We start from the raw sequence: 279 nt of genomic DNA, 5'->3' as shown, positions 1-279 counted from the left end.
CCGGGCGGTGCGGGAGGTTTTCGTCCGGCTCTTTGAAGAGGGCCTGATCTACCGCGGGGACTACATCATCAACTGGTGTACCCGCTGCCAAACCGCCCTGGCGGATCTGGAAGTGGAGTACGAGGAGCAGGAGGGCGGCATCTACCACATCGCCCGGGACAGGCCCTCGTCCATGGTAAAGCGCTGCCTGCTCCAGTCCACGGAGGCGCCCATGGCCTTGATCTGGTACAGGATCTTGTCCCCGTATTCCTCGCGCCACTGCCAGACCCTGCGCACGAA

The 279-nt window shown here is 63.4% G+C and carries 1 protein-coding gene and 1 pseudogene; one reads left to right on the top strand and one right to left on the bottom strand.

The genetic code is table 11. The features are described from left to right. Positions 1 to 7 precede the first annotated feature (7 nt). Positions 8 to 139: pseudogene (locus ACMV8I_RS21515) on the top strand (class I tRNA ligase family protein); the annotation flags it as partial. A 2-nt stretch (positions 140 to 141) separates the two neighbouring features. Here ACMV8I_RS21515 and ACMV8I_RS21510 read toward each other — a convergent pair. Then, positions 142 to 276 carry a class I tRNA ligase family protein gene (locus ACMV8I_RS21510; RefSeq protein WP_498867161.1) on the bottom strand — a complete coding sequence of 45 codons (135 nt, stop codon included), beginning with the start codon at positions 274 to 276 and terminating at the stop codon, positions 142 to 144. Positions 277 to 279 lie beyond the last annotated feature (3 nt).

The sequence above is a fragment of the Ewingella sp. S1.OA.A_B6 genome, assembly GCF_049889095.1.
Classification (GTDB): domain Bacteria; phylum Pseudomonadota; class Gammaproteobacteria; order Enterobacterales; family Enterobacteriaceae; genus Ewingella.
The sequence above is the reverse complement of the archived record's forward strand: the minus strand, read 5'-3'. Positions and strand labels throughout refer to the sequence as shown.